16 protein-coding genes are annotated in these 17,608 nt (G+C 66.1%); 9 read left to right on the top strand and 7 right to left on the bottom strand.

Annotated elements, in window-relative coordinates; genetic code table 11:
- Positions 1–57: 57 nt before the first annotated feature.
- Positions 58–1,794: a proline--tRNA ligase gene (locus EX20_RS17150; RefSeq protein WP_011883202.1), complete on the top strand. Its 1,737-nt coding sequence runs from the start codon at positions 58–60 to the stop codon at positions 1,792–1,794.
- 21 nt (positions 1,795–1,815) lie between these two features.
- Positions 1,816–2,418: a MarC family protein gene (locus tag EX20_RS17145; protein WP_011883203.1), complete on the top strand. Its 603-nt coding sequence runs from the start codon at positions 1,816–1,818 to the stop codon at positions 2,416–2,418.
- Positions 2,419–2,495: 77 nt separating this feature from the next.
- On the opposite strand, the gene EX20_RS17140 is transcribed toward EX20_RS17145, so the two are convergent.
- Together EX20_RS17140 and ffh are read right to left on the bottom strand one after the other, a co-directional pair.
- Entirely contained in the window at positions 2,496–3,047 is a 552-nt protein-coding gene (locus tag EX20_RS17140; RefSeq protein ID WP_011883204.1) for a hypoxanthine-guanine phosphoribosyltransferase, read from the bottom strand.
- Positions 3,048–3,144: 97 nt separating this feature from the next.
- A complete protein-coding gene (gene ffh / locus EX20_RS17135; RefSeq protein WP_011883205.1) occupies positions 3,145–4,512 on the bottom strand; it encodes a signal recognition particle protein in 1,368 nt (455 codons plus the stop codon).
- 90 nt (positions 4,513–4,602) lie between these two features.
- Here ffh and EX20_RS17130 point away from each other — a divergent pair, with 90 nt between their 5' ends.
- The 7 genes from EX20_RS17130 to EX20_RS30850 all read left to right on the top strand — a co-directional run bounded on the left by EX20_RS17130 (position 4,603) and on the right by EX20_RS30850 (position 12,574).
- Positions 4,603–5,496 (top strand): cytochrome C assembly family protein, encoded by an 894-nt coding sequence (locus EX20_RS17130; protein ID WP_014722409.1) that lies wholly within the window; start codon positions 4,603–4,605, stop codon positions 5,494–5,496.
- 13 nt (positions 5,497–5,509) lie between these two features.
- On the top strand, positions 5,510–5,806 hold the full coding sequence (locus EX20_RS17125; RefSeq protein WP_014722410.1) for a PP0621 family protein: 297 nt from the start codon (positions 5,510–5,512) through the stop codon (positions 5,804–5,806).
- A 10-nt stretch (positions 5,807–5,816) separates the two neighbouring features.
- Positions 5,817–6,407, top strand: a complete 591-nt coding sequence (ampD, locus tag EX20_RS17120) for a 1,6-anhydro-N-acetylmuramyl-L-alanine amidase AmpD (RefSeq protein WP_034194192.1) — start codon at positions 5,817–5,819, stop codon at positions 6,405–6,407.
- A 463-nt stretch (positions 6,408–6,870) separates the two neighbouring features.
- Entirely contained in the window at positions 6,871–9,861 is a 2,991-nt protein-coding gene (locus tag EX20_RS17115; RefSeq protein ID WP_011883209.1) for a ribonucleoside-diphosphate reductase subunit alpha, read from the top strand.
- Between the two features lie 362 nt (positions 9,862–10,223).
- Positions 10,224–11,435 carry a ribonucleotide-diphosphate reductase subunit beta gene (locus EX20_RS17110; protein ID WP_011883210.1) on the top strand — a complete coding sequence of 404 codons (1,212 nt, stop codon included), beginning with the start codon at positions 10,224–10,226 and terminating at the stop codon, positions 11,433–11,435.
- Between the two features lie 82 nt (positions 11,436–11,517).
- Entirely contained in the window at positions 11,518–11,844 is a 327-nt protein-coding gene (locus EX20_RS30855; RefSeq protein WP_011883211.1) for a hypothetical protein, read from the top strand.
- 28 nt (positions 11,845–11,872) lie between these two features.
- Positions 11,873–12,574 (top strand): histone H1-like DNA-binding protein, encoded by a 702-nt coding sequence (locus EX20_RS30850; RefSeq protein ID WP_011883212.1) that lies wholly within the window; start codon positions 11,873–11,875, stop codon positions 12,572–12,574.
- Between the two features lie 217 nt (positions 12,575–12,791).
- Here the strand turns inward: EX20_RS30850 and EX20_RS17100 are convergent, their stop codons facing one another.
- The 5 genes from EX20_RS17100 to prmA form a co-directional block, all read right to left on the bottom strand.
- Positions 12,792–13,265 carry an outer membrane lipoprotein gene (locus EX20_RS17100; RefSeq protein WP_011883213.1) on the bottom strand — a complete coding sequence of 158 codons (474 nt, stop codon included), beginning with the start codon at positions 13,263–13,265 and terminating at the stop codon, positions 12,792–12,794.
- A 19-nt stretch (positions 13,266–13,284) separates the two neighbouring features.
- Complete coding sequence (locus EX20_RS17095) at positions 13,285–14,223, bottom strand: carbohydrate kinase family protein (RefSeq protein ID WP_011883214.1); 939 nt, start codon at positions 14,221–14,223, stop codon at positions 13,285–13,287.
- Between the two features lie 94 nt (positions 14,224–14,317).
- Positions 14,318–14,821 carry a thiol peroxidase gene (tpx, locus tag EX20_RS17090; protein WP_034194191.1) on the bottom strand — a complete coding sequence of 168 codons (504 nt, stop codon included), beginning with the start codon at positions 14,819–14,821 and terminating at the stop codon, positions 14,318–14,320.
- A 71-nt stretch (positions 14,822–14,892) separates the two neighbouring features.
- Complete coding sequence (locus EX20_RS17085; RefSeq protein WP_034194179.1) at positions 14,893–16,659, bottom strand: DUF3426 domain-containing protein; 1,767 nt, start codon at positions 16,657–16,659, stop codon at positions 14,893–14,895.
- A 45-nt stretch (positions 16,660–16,704) separates the two neighbouring features.
- On the bottom strand, positions 16,705–17,607 hold the full coding sequence (gene prmA, locus EX20_RS17080) for a 50S ribosomal protein L11 methyltransferase (protein WP_011883217.1): 903 nt from the start codon (positions 17,605–17,607) through the stop codon (positions 16,705–16,707).
- Position 17,608: the final 1 nt, after the last annotated feature.

Genomic DNA, 17,608 nt, shown 5'->3' with positions numbered 1-17,608 from the left:
TTCACCTTGAAACTTTTTCGGGCGCCCCGCCTGGGCGCCGTATTTGGAACCGTCCGCATGAAAGCTTCCCGTTTCTTTATCGGCACCCTCAAAGAGGCACCGGCCGACGCAGAGATCGTCAGCCACAAGCTGATGGTGCGCGCCGGCATGATTCGTCGTGTCGCCGGTGGCATCTATAACTACCTGCCGATCGGCCTGCGTTCGATTCGCAAGGTCGAGGCGATCGTGCGTGAGGAAATGAACCGGGCCGGCGCCCTCGAGCTGCTGATGCCGGCCGTGCAGCCGGCGGAGCTGTGGCAGGAATCGGGGCGCTGGGAGCAGTACGGCCCTGAGTTGCTGCGCTTCAAGGATCGCAAGGACAACGACTTCGTGATCGGGCCGACGCACGAGGAAGTGATCACCGACATCGCGCGCAACCAGATCAAGAGCTACCGGCAGATGCCGGTGAACTTCTATCAGATCCAGACGAAGTTCCGCGACGAGATCCGCCCGCGCTTCGGCGTGATGCGCGGCCGCGAATTCCTCATGAAGGACGCGTATTCGTTCGACAAGGACGCGGCCGGCCTTAACGAGTCGTACCGCAAGATGTACGACGCGTACGTGCGCATCTTCACGCGCCTCGGCCTCGAATTCCGTGCGGTCGCGGCCGACAGCGGCTCGATCGGCGGCAACTTCTCGCACGAGTTCCACGTGATCGCCGATACCGGCGAGGACGCGATCGCATACTGCCCGACCTCCGAATTCGCGGCGAACATCGAAGCCGCTGAAGCGCTGCCGCTGATCGCCGAACGTGCGGCGCCGGCCCAGGCGATGGAGAAGGTCGCGACGCCCGGCAAGGCGAAGTGCGAAGCGGTGGCCGAGCTGCTGGCGATCCCGCTCGAGCGCACGATCAAGTCGATCGTGCTCGCGACCGACAACGAAGGCGCCGAGCCGACCATCTGGCTCGTGATGCTGCGCGGCGACCACGATCTGAACGAGATCAAGGTGTCGAAGCTGCCGGGCCTGAAGAACCACCGCTTCGCGACCGAGCAGGAAATCGTCGAGTGGTTCGGCACGCCGCCCGGCTATCTCGGCCCGGTCGGCACGAAGAAGCCGGTGAAGGTGATTGCCGATCGCACGGTTGCGAACATGAGCGACTTCGTGGTCGGCGCGAACGAGGTCGACTATCACATCGCGGGCGTGAACTGGGGCCGCGATCTGCCGGAGCCGGACGTCGCCGACGTGCGCAACGTGAAGAAGGGCGATCCGTCGCCGGACGGCAAGGGCGTGATCGACATCTGCCGCGGCATCGAGGTCGGCCACGTGTTCCAGCTCGGCACCAAGTACTCGGAAGCGATGGGCGCGACGTTCCTCGACGAGTCGGGCAAGCCGCAGCCGATGCTGATGGGCTGCTACGGCGTCGGCGTCACGCGCATCCTGGGCGCGGCGATCGAGCAGAACTTCGACGACAAGGGCATCATCTGGCCCGAGTCGATCGCCCCGTTCGAACTCGTGCTGTGCCCGATGGGCTATGACCGCAGCGAGATGGTGCGTGAGGCCGCCGACAAGCTGTACGCGGAACTGACGGCGGCCGGCGTCGACGTGATCCTCGACGATCGCGGCGAGCGCCCGGGCGTGATGTTCGCCGACTGGGAACTGATCGGCGTGCCGCATCGCCTGGTGATCGGCGAGCGCGGGCTGAAGGACGGCAAGGTCGAGTACCAGGGCCGCCGCGACGCCGAAGCCACGCTGCTGCCGGCCGATGCGGCTGCTGCGACGGTGACGGAGAAGATCCGCGCCGCGCTCGCGCACTAAGCGCGACGGCGGGAGCGCGCGGTGGAATACACCTTCCTGTCGGCCACCGTGCTGCTCGTGCTGATCACGGATCCGCTCGGCAACATCCCGCTGTTCATCACGGCGATGCGCGACGTGCCGCGCGAGCGGCGCGTGAAGCTGATCCTGCGCGAAGTGGGAATCGCGTTCGTGATCCTGCTGTTCTTCATGGTGGTCGGCGACCGCTTCCTGCGGATGATGAGCCTCACCGACCTGTCGCTGCGGCTCGGCGGCGGGATCGTGCTGTTCCTGATCGCGCTGCGGATGATCTTCCCGCATCCGGACGGCGCGCTCGGCAGCGATCCGCGCGCGGGCGGCGAGCCGTTCATCGTGCCGCTCGCGATTCCGGCGCTCGCCGGGCCGTCCGCGCTCGCGACTGTGATGCTGCTCACGTCGCAGGCGCCCGGCAAGATGTTCGAATGGGTCGGCGCGCTGACGGTCACGATGCTCGTCTGTGCGGTCACGCTGGTGCTCGCCGAGCGCATCCAGCAGTGGCTCGGCGAGCGGACCGTCGCGGCGTTCGAGCGGCTGATGGGGCTCGTGCTCGTCGCGATTTCGGTCGAGATGCTGCTGGCCGGCGTGCGCGCCTTCGTGCATCAGCTGTAACGCCGGCGGCGCGTGCCGACGAAAAAAAGCGGCGCACCGGGAACCCGGTGCGCCGCTTTTTCTTTACGACGGGGCGATCAGACGTTCGCGGTCAGCGCGCGGATCGTCGGCAGGTTGCGCCAATAGCCCTTTGCGTCCATCCCGCAGCCGAACACGTAGCGGTCGGGCACGGCGAAGCCGCAGAAGTCCGGGTGCAGCGGCTTGGCCTTCGCGAGCGTCTTCTCGCACAGCACGGCCGACATGAAGCGCTTCGCGCCCATCTCGAGGATGCGATCGCGGATCGCGGCCATCGTCTCGCCTTCGTCGAGGATGTCGTCGAGCACGAGCACGATGCGGTCCTTCACCGATTCGCGCGGCGCGACGCGCCAGTGCATCTCCGGGCTGCCCTGCGTCGTGTTGCGGTAGCGGGTCAGGTGGATGTAGTCGAACTCCAGCGGGAAATCGAGGTGCGGCAGCAGCATCCCGGTAAACACGGCGGCGCCGCCCATCACCGACAGGACGAGCGGGAACGCATCGCCGATCTCGGCGCGGATCGCGTCGGCCATGCTGGAGATCGACGCGTTGACGGCGTCAGCGGAGACGATCTCTTCGGAGTGGTCGAAAATGTGGAGGGCTTCTTCGCGGTTCATGGCTTCTGGCGGGACGGAGTCGGTATACAAATAAGGATGAAGCAGAACGGGCGGCGCGCGCTACGGCAAAAACCCGCGCGCCGGCCCACGGGCGCGATCAGCGCATGCCGGGCATCATGCCCTTCAGGCCGCGCATCATCTTGTGCATGTTGCCGCCCTTCAGCTTCTTCATCATCGTGCGCATCTGATCGTACTGGTTCAGCATCCGGTTGACTTCCTGCACCGGCACGCCGGCACCGGCCGCAATGCGGCGCTTGCGCGTCGCCTTGATGATCTCGGGTTTCGCGCGCTCGGCGGGCGTCATCGAGTTGATGATGCCTTCCATCCGGCGGATCGACTTCTCGGCCTGGCCCATGTCGGCACCGGCCGCCGCCTGCTGGAACTGCGCGGGCAGCTTGTCCATCAGCGACGACAGGCCGCCCATGTTCTTCATCTGCGAGATCTGCGCGCGGAAATCGTTCAGGTCGAAGTCGCCGCCTTTCTTCACCTTGTCGGCGAGCTTCTGCGCGGCCTGCACGTCGACGCCGCGCTGCGCCTCCTCGACCAGCGCGAGGATGTCGCCCATGCCGAGGATCCGGTTCGCCATCCGGTCCGGGTGGAACACTTCGAGACCGTCGAGCTTTTCGGCGACGCCGACGAACTTGATCGGCTTGCCGGTCACGTGACGCACCGACAGCGCGGCGCCGCCGCGCGAATCGCCGTCGAGCTTGGTGAGCACGACGCCCGTGAGCGGCAGCGTGTCGTTGAACGCCTTCGCGGTGTTGACGGCGTCCTGGCCGAGCATCGCGTCGACGACGAACAGCGTTTCGGCCGGCTTCAGCACGCCGTGCAGCGCGGCGATCTCCTGCATCATCGCTTCGTCGATACCGAGACGGCCGGCCGTGTCGACGATCAGCACGTCATGGTAGTGGCGCTTCGCCCAGTCGACGGCGGCAAGCGCGATGTCGACGGGCTTCTGGTCCGGCGTCGACGGGAAGAAATCGGCGCCGACCTGTTCGCTCACCGTTTTCAACTGCATGATCGCGGCCGGGCGATAGACGTCGCACGAGACGGTCAGCACCTTCTTCTTGTACTTCTCGCGCAGCAGCTTCGCGAGCTTGCCGACGGTCGTGGTCTTGCCGGCGCCTTGCAGGCCGGCCATCAGGATCACGGCGGGCGGCGTGACGGCGAGGTTCAGCTCGGCGGCCTTGCCTTCGTAGTCGCCGCCGATCACGGCGGTGAGTTCCTTCTGGACCACGCCGACGAGCGCCTGCCCCGGCGACAGGCTGCTGATCACTTCCTCGCCGAGCGCCTTTTCCTTGACCTTGGCGATGAATTCGCGGACGACGGGCAGCGCGACGTCGGCCTCCAGCAGCGCGAGACGCACCTCGCGGAGCATCTCCTGGGTGTTCGCCTCGGTAAGCCGGGCTTCGCCGCGCAGCGTCTTGACGACGCGCGCCATCCGTTGAGTGAGATTGTCGAGCATGGGGAGCGTTGGACAGTGGGGGCCCGAAGGCGCGACGGAAACCGGATGAACGGACCGTCGCGAGGAGGGGGCCTAGTGTAAACTTCGAACATGGATATTGTACTGTATGCCCTCACCGCGTTCCTGTACGGCGGCCTGGCCGTCGCAGGCTGGCGCACGCACCGTCAGGCCGGTGCGCCGCTCGTCGCGAGCGTGCCGGCCGTGCCGGTTCCGGCGTCCGCCGCCTCGGGGATGAGCGCCGCCGGCCGCGCGCTGCTGCTTGCCGCGCTCGTCGCGCACGGCGTGCTGCTGCACATGACGATCTTCCCGCACGACGCGATGGTCTTCGGCTTCGCGTTCGCGCTGTCCGCGATGTTCTGGCTCGGCGCCGGCATCTACTGGATCGAGAGCTTCTTCTTCCCGCTCGACAGCCTGCGCCTGCTGGTGCTGCCGCTCGCCTGCGGCGCGTCGCTGCTGCCGCTCGTGTTCGGCGGCGTGCGGGTGCTGCCTTATGCCGCAGCGCCGCTGTTCAAGCTGCACTTCCTGATCGCCAACATCGCGTACGGGCTGTTCGCGATCGCCGCGCTGCACGCGATCCTGATGCTGATGGTCGAGCGGCGCCTGCAATCGCTGCGCAACGGCGGGCGCGACGGCTCGACCGGCTGGATCGCGAGCTGGCTCGAAACGCTGCCGCCGCTGCTCACGCTCGAGAAGCTGCTGTTCCGCCTGATCGGCGCCGGCTTCGTGCTGCTCACGCTGACGCTCGCGTCGGGCATTCTGTTCAGCGAGCAGATCGACGCGCGGGCGATGCGGCTCGACCACAAGACCGTGTTCGCGGTGCTGTCGTGGCTGATGTTCGGCGGCCTGCTGGTCGCGCACAAGACGTCCGGATGGCGCGGGCGCGGCGCCGCGCGCTGGGTGCTCGTGTCGTTTGGCGCGCTGCTGCTCGCGTATGTCGGCAGCCGCTTCGTTTTCGAGGTGCTGCTGCACCGTTCCGTGGTTTGAACGCAGGTTACCGATGCGACAGATTCTCCTCCTGATCCTTCTTTTCTTCGCGGGCTCGTGGCTTGCGCGCAAGCTGCGCCAGGCCCAGGATCACGCGCACGCGCGCACCGGCCGCGGCGCCGGTTATGGTGGCGGCGCGGCAGGCCCGGGCGCCGACACGCGCTCGCTGCCCGAGCCGATGGTGCGCTGCGCCGAGTGCGGCGTGCATGCGCCGAAGGGCGATGCGGTCGCGGGCGGCGGCGAATACTTCTGCAGCGCCGAGCATGCGCAGCGCCATCGCGCCCGCGCGAGCGACACCGATGCACGATGAGCGGCGCGCGATGAGCGACGCAGTACGGTTGTCGGTCGACGCGGACGGCTGGGTGCGCGAAGCGCGCCATGCGCGCTCGCCGAACTTCGAGGCGCGGCCGGCGGGTGCGGTGCCGACGCTGCTCGTCGTTCACAACATCAGCCTGCCGCCCGGCGAATTCGGCGGCGACGCAATCGAGGCGCTGTTCCTGAACCGGCTCGATTGCGATGCGCACCCCTATTACCAGAGTCACCTGCGCGGCGTGCGCGTGTCGGCGCACTTCCTGATCCGCCGCGACGGCGAGCTCGTCCAGTTCGTGTCGTGCGACGAGCGCGCGTGGCACGCGGGCGCGTCCGAGTTCTTTGGCCGCCCGCGCTGCAACGACTTTTCGATCGGCATCGAGCTCGAAGGCGCGGACGACGTGCCGTTCGACGCCGCGCAGTATGCGACGCTCGGCGCGCTCGCGCGCACGCTGGCCGCGCGTTATCCAATCGCTGCGGTGGCCGGGCATGCCGACATCGCGCCCGGCCGCAAAACCGACCCCGGCCCGCATTTCGATTGGCAACGCTTCGCAGGCGATGCCGGCTTTCCCGCCGAATACTTTCCTTTCCGTCAGCACTGAGCGCAGGGTTTTTGAACCGGCGAAATTTTTTTTCCGGACCAATGCCTTGTCACGTCTGCGCCTGCGCGGCGCGAGTGTGATGTCAAGACCTCAGGCGCAAATTATCCGTTTGGACGTCGTTCGAATGTCCACTATACTTGGTGCCTGTTGAGTAGTTCTGTACTAGATATAGTGTGTGCCGCAGGGATAACCCGAGCGGCACCGGCCGGCTGGCCAGGCCGGCGGACAGGGTTCTCAGGGCGGCGTGCCAGGCCGGGCGGTCCGGGCGTCGCGATCAAGCGCAGCGAACTTCGACGGGGCGGAGTACACATGACGAAGCACACGACCGGCTCGGTTGTCGCGCATCGGCCGAACCGGCTTTCCCGACGCATCGCTCGCCTCTTACCGCTCGCGCACCGCATTGCGCAGCGTTCGTTCTAATCCGCGGTTCTCTCCGCACCATCCCACACCAGGAGCTTTGCACATGCAAACCACCGACAACGCGACGTCCCAGTACGAGAGCGCCTCGAGCCGTCCGCTCGGCGGGACCGAACAGGGCGCGCAGGCGCTCGCGCCGCAGGCCACGTTCGCCGACTACAAGGTGATCCGCCGCAATGGCAGCGTGGTGTCGTTCGAGCCTTCGAAGATCGCGATCGCGGTGACCAAGGCTTTCCTGGCCGTCAATGGCGGGCAGGGCGCGGCATCGGCGCGCGTGCGCGAACTCGTCGAGCAGCTCACGCACAACGTCGTGCGTGCGCTGGTGCGCAGCCGTCCGAACGGCGGCACGTTCCATATCGAAGACATCCAGGATCAGGTCGAGCTCGCGCTGATGCGCGGCGGCGAGCACAACGTCGCGCGTGCGTACGTGCTGTATCGCGAGAAGCGTCACCTCGAGCGCCAGCACGCGGGCGAGGAAGCGGCGGCAGCGGGCGCCGAGTCGAACACCGGCATCAACGTCGTCGACAACGGCGTCACGCGTCCGCTCGACATGAACGCGCTGCGCGCGCTGATCGTGTCGGCCTGCGACGGCCTCGGCACTGCGGTAAACGCTGATCCGATCGTCGCCGAGACGGTGAAGAACCTGTACGACGGCGTGCCGATGAGCCAGGTCTACGACTCGGCGATCCTCGCTGCGCGCACGATGATCGAGAAGGATCCGGCGTACAGCCAGGTCACGGCCCGCATCCTGCTGCACACGATCCGTCGCGAGATCCTCGGCGAGGAAGTCGTCCAGGCCGACATGTCGGCGCGCTACGCGGAGTACTTCCCGCAGTTCCTGAAGCGCGGCGTCGACGCCGGCCTGCTCGACGACAAGCTGCTGCAGTTCGACCTGAAGCGTCTCGGCGAAGCGCTGGACGCGAATCGCGACCTGCAGTTCGGCTACCTCGGCCTGCAGACGCTGTACGACCGCTACTTCCTGCACGTCGACGGCACCCGCATCGAAATGCCGCAGGCATTCTTCATGCGCGTCGCGATGGGCCTGTCGCTGAACGAGATCGACCGCGAAACGCGCGCGATCGAGTTTTACAACGTGCTGTCGAGCTTCGACTTCATGAGCTCGACGCCGACGCTGTTCAACTCGGGCACGCACCGTTCGCAGTTGTCGTCGTGCTACCTGACGACGGTCGCGGACGACCTCGACGGCATCTACGAAGCGCTGAAGGAAAACGCGCTGCTGTCGAAGTTCGCCGGCGGCCTCGGCAACGACTGGACCCGCGTGCGTGCGCTCGGCTCGCATATCAAGGGCACGAACGGCAAGTCGCAAGGCGTGGTGCCGTTCCTGAAGGTCGTCAACGACACGGCCGTCGCGGTCAACCAGGGCGGCAAGCGCAAGGGCGCGGTGTGCGCGTACCTCGAATCGTGGCACCTCGACATCGAGGAATTCCTCGAGCTGCGCAAGAACACCGGTGACGACCGTCGCCGCACCCACGACATGAACACGGCGAACTGGATTCCCGACCTGTTCATGAAGCGCGTGATGGAAGGCAGTGACTGGACGCTGTTCTCGCCGTCGACCTGCCCGGACCTGCACGACAAGTTCGGCGCCGATTTCGAGAAGGCTTACACGGCTTACGAAGACAAGGTCGCGCGCGGCGAGATCAAGCTGTTCAAGAAGATTCCGGCGCAGCAGCTGTGGCGCAAGATGCTCGGCATGCTGTTCGAGACGGGCCACCCGTGGATCACGTTCAAGGATCCCTGCAACGTGCGCTCGCCGCAGCAGCACGTCGGCGTCGTCCACTCGTCGAACCTGTGCACGGAAATCACGCTGAACACGAGCGACACCGAAATCGCGGTGTGCAACCTCGGCTCGGTGAACCTCGTCGCCCACCTGGTGAAGCAGGCCGACGGCAGCTACGCGCTCGACCACGACAAGCTCAAGCGCACGATCAGCGTCGCGATGCGCATGCTCGACAACGTGATCGACATCAACTACTACGCGGTGCCGAAGGCGCGTAACTCGAACCTGAAGCACCGTCCGGTCGGCATGGGCATCATGGGCTTCCAGGACTGCCTGCATCTGCTGCGCACGCCGTACGCGTCGGAAGCGGCCGTCGAGTTCGCCGATCGTTCGATGGAAGCGGTCTGCTACTACGCGTACTACGCGTCGACCGAGCTGGCCGAGGAGCGCGGCCGCTACTCGAGCTACCGCGGCTCGCTGTGGGATCGCGGCATCCTCCCGCAGGACACGCTGAAGCTGCTCGCCGAAGCGCGCGGCGGCTACGTCGAAGTCGACACGTCGGAGTCGCTCGACTGGTCGACGCTGCGTTCGCGTATCGCGGCGCACGGCATGCGCAACTCGAACTGCGTCGCGATCGCGCCGACGGCGACGATCTCGAACATCATCGGCGTGTCGGCTTGCATCGAGCCGACCTTCCAGAACCTCTACGTGAAGTCGAACCTGTCGGGCGAATTCACGGTGGTGAACGAGTACCTCGTGCGCGACCTGAAGGAGCGCGGCCTGTGGGACGAAGTGATGGTCGCCGACCTGAAGTACTTCGACGGCATGCTGTCGCGCATCGACCGCATCCCGGCCGACCTGCGCGCGATCTACGCGACCGCCTTCGAAGTGGATCCGACGTGGCTCGTCGAAGCGGCATCGCGTCGCCAGAAGTGGATCGACCAGGCGCAGTCGCTGAACATCTACATGGGCGGCGCGTCGGGCAAGAAGCTCGACGAGGTCTACAAGCTCGCATGGCTGCGTGGTCTGAAGACGACCTACTACCTGCGCACGATGGCAGCCACGCACGTCGAGAAGTCGACGGTCGCGCACGGCGCGCTCAACGCGGTGCCGACGAGCGGCGGCTCGAGCAGCGGCGGCGCGCAAGGCGCAGCGGGCGGCTTCGGTGCGGCGGGCGGCGACGTGTCGTCGGGTGGGCTCAACGCAGCAGCGCTCGCGCCGGTCGAAGCAGACGGCCCGGTGTGCACGATGCGTCCGGGCGACCCCGGCTTCGACGAATGCGAAGCTTGCCAGTAACGCGGCGCGCATGAGTTGAAGCAGTTCGGGCGACGCGCACGACAGCCGATCGAGGTTGAAGTGTGCGTCGCTCTCTACTAAAAAAATGATAAGGAATCTGCAACGCGGCACATGCGTTGCAGGCAGCGACAAGCGATCGAAACATCCCCGACGACGTCGCGTTTCGATCAGCGTTCGATGCGTCGAGCGCACCTCGCGATACATGCGCGATACGCGTCGCACTCTGCATGAACGACGATGCGTTGCTCAAAGTGTTGTATCGAGGTCGCAACGCGAATCGAAAAAAGGATTTTTCGTGAGCGAACCCTTTTATCGCTCAGGAAAAGATGGTACAAACCGTTCTAAATTGATGGTGACAATTTATGCTCAACTGGGATGACGAGAAGACTGCCGTAACCCCCGCGAGCGGAGCGCAGCAAAACGCGATGCGCACCTCCGCAGGGATGGCCGTCGGACTGCAGGCTGCAACGCCTGCCGCCCATCAGGTCCGTGACATTTTCGAAGGCGATCTTGCGGTGCCGCCGCAAGCACCGGCTGTTCCCGCCGGCGGTTCGGAAGCGCGGGTCAACGTTGCGGACAAGCGCATCATCAACGGCCAGACTGACGTCAATCAGCTGGTGCCGTTCAAGTACAAGTGGGCGTGGGAAAAGTATCTGGCCGGTTGCGCGAACCACTGGATGCCGCAGGAAATCAACATGTCCCGCGACATCGCACTGTGGAAGGATCCGAACGGTCTGACCGAGGACGAGCGCCGCATCGTCAAGCGCAACCTCGGCTTCTTCGTGACCGCCGATTCGCTCGCTGCGAACAACATCGTGCTCGGCACGTACCGCCACATCACGGCGCCCGAGTGCCGGCAGTTCCTGCTGCGCCAGGCGTTCGAAGAGGCGATCCACACGCACGCGTATCAATACATCGTCGAATCGCTCGGCCTCGATGAAGGCGAGATCTTCAACGCGTACCACGAGGTCGCGTCGATCCGCGCGAAGGACGAGTTCCTGATTCCGTTCATCCATACGCTGACCGACCCGGCCTTCAAGACCGGCACGCTCGAAGCGGATCAGAAGCTGCTGAAGTCGCTGATCGTGTTCGCGTGCATCATGGAAGGCCTGTTCTTCTATGTCGGCTTCACGCAGATCCTCGCGCTCGGCCGCCAGAACAAGATGACGGGTGCTGCGGAGCAATATCAGTACATCCTGCGCGACGAGTCGATGCACTGCAACTTCGGCATCGACCTGATCAACCAGATCAAGCTCGAGAACCCGCATCTGTGGACCGCCGAATTCCGTGCGGAGATCCGCGAGCTGTTCAAGCATGCAGTCGAACTCGAATACCGCTACGCCGAGGACACGATGCCGCGCGGCGTGCTGGGTCTGAACGCGTCGATGTTCAAGAGCTATCTGCGCTTCATCAGCAACCGCCGTTGCCAGCAGATCGGCCTCGATCCGCTGTACCCGAACGAAGAAAACCCGTTCCCGTGGATGAGCGAAATGATCGACCTGAAGAAGGAACGCAACTTCTTCGAGACGCGAGTGATCGAGTATCAGACGGGCGGCGCGCTGTCCTGGGAATAACCCGCAGCAGCGAACCCGTCACATGATGGAGTAGCCGGCGGCCTCTCGGCCCCGGCCCAAGGTTTAGGAGCAAGAACGCCTGATGCAAAGCATGCCCGGTGCCTTAACGGCCCAACGACATCATCGGCACTTTGCGAACCCTTCAGTGGGATGGGCAAACTTCCCTCCGGAAAAAGCGGACGGCCGTGTGGCCGTCAGCTTGATCAAGCGATTAGGGGTAGCGGCGCGGGGTGCGCCGGCTACCGACTTGATTTGGCGCGCGAGGCCATGGGGTCACGCGCGCCATACCGTATTCATTAGCGTAAGCGCGCAGTATCCGCGTACGCCGATGAATAGCCCGCTTCGAAGCGCACGTCCTGAACAGCGTCCGCGGGAAGCGGGTTTTGACGAAGGGTGTAGTTTGAACTGACTCTCATCTGAACCTGAAGGAGAACAACATGGCTACTGCCAAGAAGAAACCGGCTGCCAAGAAGGCTGCTGCTAAGAAGACCGTTGCGAAGAAGGCAGCTGCGCCGGCAAAGAAGGCCGCTGCAGTGAAGAAGGTCGCTGCGAAGAAGGTCGCGGTGAAGAAGGTTGCAGCGAAGAAGGCAGCGCCGGCGAAGAAGGCTGCAGCGAAGAAGGCAGCACCGGCGAAGAAGGCCGCTGCGAAGAAGGTTGCAGCCAAGAAGGTCGCGGTGAAGAAGGTTGCTGCGAAGAAGGCAGCACCGGCGAAGAAGGCCGCTGCGAAGAAGGTTGCAGCCAAGAAGGTCGCAGTGAAGAAGGTTGCTGCGAAGAAGGCCGCACCGGCGAAGAAGGCTGCTGCAAAGAAGGCAGCACCGGCCAAGAAGGCTGCAGCGAAGAAGGCCGCACCGGCGAAGAAGGCTGCTGCGAAGAAGGCAGCGCCGGCCAAGAAGGCTGCGCCTGCGAAGAAGGCTGCCGCACCGAAGGCTGCTGCACCTAAGGCCGCTGCGCCGAAGGCTGCCGCCGCACCGAAGGCTGCTGCTCCGGCGAAGAAGGCCGCTGCTCCGAAGAAGGCCGTCGTGAAGAAGGCCGCGCCGGCAACCACCGCGTCGACCGCATCGGTTGCGCCGGCATCGGGCGTGAAGACGGCGCTCAACCCGGCAGCGGCATGGCCGTTCCCGACGGGCAGCCGTCCGTAATCGCGGCTGACCAGCATCACCCGGACACTCATGTGGTGTCCGCGGGTTGAGTAGCGCTACTCAATCGGTCCCGCCATCTGGCCTGGATGGCGGGATTTTTTTCGCCCGTACGCGGCCGGGCATGGACGTGATGCGCGGAGCGTGGACGAAAAAAAACGCATGTGCGACTTCGCACATGCGTTCGACCGCGGCTTGCGCCGCGTGCTGAGGATGCTCGTTAGTGCGTGACGCGCGTGACGCCGCCGCTCGACAGCAGTCGTACGCGCTCGCCTGCGCGGAAGACTTCGCCGCTGGCTGCTTGCGTGATCGAGCGCAGGTCGCCGTTGTCGAGGCGAACGGTGATTTCGACGCCGTTCGCGGTACTGAGGTTTTCGCCGACCGCGTTGCCCGCCACCGCGCCGACCAGGCCGCCTGCGATCGCCGTCAGGATCGAGCCCTTGCCGCCGCCGATCGCGCTGCCCGCGACCGCGCCGAGTGCGCCGCCGCCGAGCGTGCCGATCGCGCTGCCGCCGCCGTCCGACTGGATGCGCACCGCACGCACGCTTTCGACCGTGCCCATGCGAACCGTCTGTTCGCGCTGCGCCTGGCCGACGCTATAGACGTCGGCCGAACCGGGCGCGGTGAAGCAGCCCGCGAGAGTCAGGGTGGCCGTCAGCATCGCCGCGAGCGTGAGGGTTTTCTTCGTCAACATCTTTGCTCTCCAACAGTATTTATTTGAGACTGTAACCGAAGGCGGCCTCGAAGCGCGCGTCGACATCGGCGCGCGTCAGTGCGTAAGTCTGGGGGCCCTGATGGGCGATCTTGATCGAGCCCATCAGGCTCGCGAGGCGGCCGGTGGTTGCCCAGTCCAGACCGTTCTCGATGCCGTACAGCAGGCCGCCACGGAAGGCGTCGCCGCAACCGGTCGGATCGACGATCCGCTCTGCCTGCACGACCGGAATCTGTTCTTCGCCGTTCTTGTGAAGAATGGTAGCGCCGTGTTCGCCCCGCGTGACGATCAATGCTTGAACCCGGCTGGCGATTTCCTTCTCGGACCACCCCGTCTTGTCACTGACGAGCTTGCCCTCGTAGTCGTTGACCGCGACGAAGGTCGCGAGTTCAATGATGCGGCGCAGCGTCGCACCGTCGAACAGCGGCAGGCCCTGACCCGGATCGAAGATGAACGGGATGCCGGCCTTGGCGAATTGTTCGGCGTGCTGGACCATCCCGTCGAAGCCGTCGGGCGCGACGATGCCGAGCTTCACGCCGGGCACCTCGTCCGCACGGTTCAGATGCGATTCCATCATCGCGCCGGGGTGGAATGCGGTGATCTGATTGTTCTCCAGATCGGTCGTGATCATGGCCTGCGCGGTGTGCGCGTCGGGCACGACCCGCACGTTGGCTTTGGACAGGCCGAGGCTGTCGAGACGCTCGAGATAGCGGTCCGCGTCGTTGGCGCCGACCGTCGCCATGATGCGTGCGTCGCCGCCGAGCAGGTGCAGCGCGTACGCGATGTTCCCCGCGCAACCGCCGAATTCGCGACGCATCGTCGGCACGAGGAAGCTCACGTTCAGCAGGTGAACCTGGTCGGGCAGGATGTGCTCGCGGAACCGACCTTCGAAGGTCATGATGTTGTCGTAGGCGAGCGAGCCGCAAATCAGCGTAGTCAAGGCGTGGGTTCCTGTAGAGGGCAAAGGGAAAGCGGCCGGCCCGGCGGCCGCGGCGAGCCCGTCGGGCTGCGCGCGGCGGCCGGGCGGCTGCGGATTACTTCAGTGCGGCGAGTGCTGCGTCGTAGTTCGGCTCGTCCTTGATTTCGCCGACGAGTTGCGCGTGGATCACCTTGTCCTGCGCGTCGAGCACGACGACCGCGCGGGCCGTCAGGCCGTTCAGCGGGCCGCTCGTGACGTCGACGCCGTACGCGTTCGCGAACGCGCGGCCGCCGCGGAAGGTGGACGCCGTCACGACGTTCGCGAGGCCTTCGGTCGTGCAGAAGCGCGTGGCCGCGAACGGCAGGTCGCCGGACACGACGATCACGACCGTGTTGTCGAGCGACGACGCGGCTTCGTTGAACTTGCGCGTCGACGTCGCGCAGGTCGGCGTGTCGAGGCTCGGCACGATGTTCAGCACCTTGCGCTTGCCGGCGAAGCTGGCGAGCGTCAGATCGGCGAGGTCCTTGCCGACCAGCTTGAAGTCGGGGGCTTGCGAGCCGACGACCGGGAACGTGCCGGCGATATCGATCGGGTTGCCACCCAGCGTAACTTTGCTCATGTTCGTGCTCCGAAATAGCGCGCCGGTGCGGCGCGCGGGTTGAGACGGCGCGCATGCGCGCGCGCGATGCGTCACGGATAGAAGATCTGGACGCGGAAATTCGATGCGCTCGCGCCGTTCGTGTCGAGCCGCACGACCATCGTCTGCGTCGTGCCGGGCGGTAGCCCTGCGTCGATCGGCGTGCCCGGGCGGACGTAGTCGCGCGGCGCGAGCACGCGGCGCACGGTGACGTGATTGGTGTCGTCGAGCAGCGTCAGCTCGAGCGACGGGTACGCGAGCGCGACGCGATAGCGGTTCGTCAGCGGCGCCTTCAGCTCGAGCACGCGCGGCCCGTCGAGCTGGCGCAGGTCGGTCGCGTTGAGCCGCAGCCCGTCGATCGCGCGCGGCGGCGTGACCTTGCAGCCGAGCGGCGCGCACGCCTGACGGTACCAGCTCTGCGTGACCGGCCAGTAGATCATCACGGATTCGCGCTGCCACCACGCCAGCTGCGCGAACAGCAGCACGCCGAGCGTGGCCGCGACGACGCCGCCGAAAAAACCGGCGAGCATGCCGCGTCGTTGCGGCGCGCGGGTCTCGCGCGTCACCTCGAAGTGGGGGCGGTCGTCTTCGGTGAGTGCGGCGGGGAACGGGACGGCCGGTTGGGCGGGTGGCTTTGCCGCCGATTGGGCGTCGTCGGGCGCGTTTGCAGGTTCGCCCGCGGCCGCGACGCCACGCTCGGCAGCGTGGCTGGCGTCGGGCGCTGCGTCGGACGGCGCCGGCGTAAAGGCGAACCGCGGTTCGCGGGGAACGTCGTCGGGTTCCGGAAAGTGCGTGTGCGTGTGCGCGTCCGCGTTTGCGTTTGCGGGCGCGGTCGGGTCGACGGGATCGGCGCCCGCTTGCTCGATCGATTGCGCAGGTGCGATGAAGCGCGGTTCGCGTGGGTCGGTTTCTGCGGCTGGCAGGGTAGACGCGTCGGTGTCGTGCGGTGCCGCAGCCGGTTCGGCCGGCCATGCGGCCGCTTCGACGACGCGGCGTTCGGCAGCATCCGTCGAAATCGGCGCGGGCGTGCCGGTCTGGCGAACGGTGCCGGCGTCCGTGGTTTCTTGCCGCGTCACCGGCACGAGCGGTTCGGCGCGAATGGTGTGCGCGTTGTGCAGCAGCGACGGATCGACGCCGGCGTCGAGCCACGGCGCCCACATGTCCCAGCCCGCAGGCCTGAAGTTGCCATCCGTCGCCGCGTGCGCCGGCAGGTCGGCGGTGAAGAGCCGCGCCGGTGAGGTCGGGGAGGGCGTGTCGCTGACGGCGTCGGCCGGTGTTGCTTCGTCCAGCGCTGGTGCGGTGGGCGTTGGTTCGGGCGGAGCCGAGTCGACCGGTGCCGACGCGGCTGGCGTTGATGCGGACTGCGGTGCTTCGAGCGGGGCCGTATCGACCGGCGTTGCTCCAACCGGAGCTGATTCGACGGGCACCGCTTCAATCGGTGCCGCTTCAACCTGCGCTGATTCGACTGGCGCTGCTTCAATCGGCGCCGCTTCGACCGGTGCTGCTTCGGCCGGCGCTGCTTCAATCGGAGCTGATTCGACCGGTGTTGCTTCAACCTGCGCTGATTCGGCCGGCGCTGCCTCAACCGGCGTTGCTTCGATCGGTGTTGCTTCACCCGGAGCCGCTTCAACCGGACTCGTTCCAACCGAAGCCGTTCCACCCGCCGCTTCCCTCACCGTCGGCTCGGGAACGAGCGAGCGCGTCGCGTCGAACACCTGCCGGCAGTGTCCGCAGCGCACCAGCCCGTCATGCAGCGTCAGTTGCTCCTGCTGCAGCCGGAAGACGGTTTCGCAATGAGGGCAGCGCGTCGCAAGAAGCATGTCGAGCCGGGCGGCCTGCTGGCCAGAGTGAAGGACAGCGCTATTCTAATGGCTTTCCCGCCGCGTTCCGGCGAGGCAAACCCAACCTTCGTGCTCGCGCCATACCGAGATGTCGACGTAGCGCGCGTACACCGCCGCGACTTCGTCCGCCTGGCGCGCGAGCACGCCCGACAGCGCGATGCGGCCGCCCGGCTTCACCTTCGACGCCAGCATCGACGCCATCAGCTTCAACGGGTTCGACAGAATGTTCGCGACGACGATGTCGAACTCGCCGTCCGGGCACGCGTCGGGCAGCCCGTACGTGACGTCCGCATGGTTGCGTTCGCTGTTCTGCCGCGCCGATTCGACCGCCTGCGGATCGATGTCGATGCCGATCACCGGGTCCGCGCCGCACTTGCGCGCGAGGATCGCGAGGATGCCCGAGCCGCAACCGTAGTCGAGCACCGACTGGCCGGGCTTCACCGTCTGCTCGAGCCATTCCATGCACAGGCGCGTAGTCGGGTGGCTGCCGGTGCCGAACGCGAGGCCCGGATCGAGCTCGAGGATCAGCGCATCGGGATCGGGCGCATCGTGCCACGACGGCACGACCCAGATCCGTTCGCCGATCGGGATCGGCTCGAACTGCGACTGCGTGAGCCGCACCCAGTCCTGCTCCTCGACTTCACGCACGTCGAACTTCGGCGTATCGGCAATGCCGATCTCGTTCGCGGCCGCCGCGAGCAGCACGGCCGGTTCGAGATCGGGCGACAGCAGCGCGACCACGCGCGAGTGCTGCCACGCGGTGCGCTCCGGAACCAGGCCGGGCTCGCCGAAGAGCGGCTGCTCGTCGGGCGTGTCGGCGTCGGCGTCCTCGACGGACACCGACAGCGCGCCGAGGTCGAGCAGTGCGTCGGACAACGCCTCCGCATGCTCGCGGGCCAGTTCGACGACGAGTTCGCGATAGCTCATG

Origin of the sequence: Burkholderia sp. WP42 (genome assembly GCF_000745665.1) — a bacterium.
Classification (GTDB): Bacteria; Pseudomonadota; Gammaproteobacteria; order Burkholderiales; family Burkholderiaceae; genus Burkholderia; species Burkholderia vietnamiensis.
The sequence above is the reverse complement of the archived record's forward strand: the minus strand, read 5'-3'. Positions and strand labels throughout refer to the sequence as shown.